The sequence below is a fragment of the Bradyrhizobium sp. NBAIM08 genome (assembly GCF_020193935.1).
GTDB classification, from domain to species: domain Bacteria; phylum Pseudomonadota; class Alphaproteobacteria; order Rhizobiales; family Xanthobacteraceae; genus Bradyrhizobium; species Bradyrhizobium yuanmingense.
This window is the reverse complement of sequence record NZ_JADYVR010000545.1, coordinates 1-431: the sequence shown is the minus strand read 5'-3', so window position 1 is coordinate 431 and position 431 is coordinate 1. Positions and strand designations below refer to the sequence as shown.

At 63.6% G+C, this 431-nt stretch carries 1 protein-coding gene; it reads right to left on the bottom strand.

Going from position 1 to position 431, the window contains the following annotated elements:
* The coding region (locus tag I6F37_RS40865) for an NAD(P)H-dependent oxidoreductase subunit E (protein ID WP_225154503.1) at nt 1-431 on the bottom strand (431 nt) is incomplete at both ends.

Below are 431 nucleotides of genomic sequence, written 5' to 3'. Positions count from 1 at the left end.
CTTCTTGACGTCCTCGATGACCGCGTCGGGCGTCATCTTCAACGCCTTCTTCAGGCCTTCGTAGCCGGCCTGGTTCCTGCCGTAGTGATCGAGCCCGGCGCCGCCGGGCGTGAAGGCGTACTTCGTCAGCACCGGCTCGTAGTCGGGCAACGCCTTCGCCTTCGAGGGCGTCGTCGTCTTGGCGCCTTCGGTGATGCGCTGCTCGCACAGGTGGCAGTTGGTGAGCGCCTTGAGGCCGTCGGTCTTCATGCGATCGACGAGGCCGCCGACCTGCTCCGGCTTCAGGTGCTCGTGCCAGTAATCGTTGTTGACCATCATCACCGGCGCGCGATCGCAGGCGCCGAGACATTCCATCTGCTGGATGGTGAACATGCCGGTCGGATCGGTTTCACCGACCTTGATGCCCAGCTTGTGCTGGAGCTCTTCGACGA